The organism is Pseudoalteromonas sp. SR44-8 (assembly GCF_014163635.1).
GTDB lineage: Bacteria > Pseudomonadota > Gammaproteobacteria > Enterobacterales > Alteromonadaceae > Pseudoalteromonas > Pseudoalteromonas rhizosphaerae.
Window position 1 is genome coordinate 1 of sequence record NZ_JACJDS010000087.1, and the last position, 1,069, is coordinate 1,069.

General features: G+C 41.3%; 1 protein-coding gene. It reads left to right on the forward strand.

Going from position 1 to position 1,069, the window contains the following annotated elements:
• The first annotated feature begins 64 nt into the window (after nucleotides 1-64).
• Entirely contained in the window at nucleotides 65-1,069 is a 1,005-nt protein-coding gene (locus tag H5183_RS21415; RefSeq protein WP_259397476.1) for a transposase, read from the forward strand.

Below are 1,069 nucleotides of genomic sequence, written 5' to 3' on the forward strand. Positions count from 1 at the left end.
TTTTTTGCAAAATCCATAGTATCAACTACTGTTTTTATATACAGTTTAACAGGAGTTGCTATGTATGACCCGGGCAAGAAAAAAGCTTATTGATTTAGCGTCCACATCTTATTATCACTTAATTTCACGATGCGTTAGGCGAGCGTTTTTGTGTGGTGATGATAAATACACAGGTAAAAACTTTGATCACCGTAGAGTGTGGTTAGTAGAGCGAATTAAGTTACTAAGTAGCGTTTTCGCTATAGAGATAGCTGCCTACGCGATAATGAGCAATCACTACCACCTTGTTGTGAACGTCAATAGACGTCAAGCACTTGATTGGTCTGATGATGAAGTAATTGAACGCTGGTATCAACTTTATAACGGCCATGTTTTAGTTGATCGTTACTTAAATGGTGAGCAGCTAGATAAGGCGAGTGTGCTCTTTTTTGATGAGATCATCGCTAAATGGCGCGCAAGGCTTTATGACATCAGCTGGTATATGAAAAACCTTAATGAGTACATTGCCCGCGAGGCCAATAAGGAAGATAACTGCATGGGCAAGTACTGGGAAGGGCGCTATAAGTCACAGGCATTATTAGATCAAACCGCAGTACTCAGTTGCATGGCCTACGTTGATTTGAATCCTATCAGAGCAAACATAGCCGATACGCTTGAAGACAGTGATTTTACCTCAATTCAAGAGCGTATAGCGCATTTCAAAGCCTTTACCACAGACACGGTCAAAGCAAATAAACCCCTCAAACAAAAAGATACTGTTCAACATGAAAGTCAACCAGCACAGCTAAAGCAATTTGGTGGTAATCATATTAAAGGCACGATCCCCTTTGCCTTACTGGATTACATTGAATTAGTCGACTGGAGTGGCCGCCAGATAGATCCAAAGAAAAAAGGGCATATCAACAAAAGCATACCAAAAGTGCTCCTGACGTTGAATATAGAAGAAGCGCAATGGCTTGAATCAATTCAACGTTTCAGGCAGCAGTACTCAAATTTTGCAGGCAGCAAACAACGGTTAAAGCAGCAAGCCGCCAGCAACGATGTAAAATGGTACAAAGGCGCAGGTTGA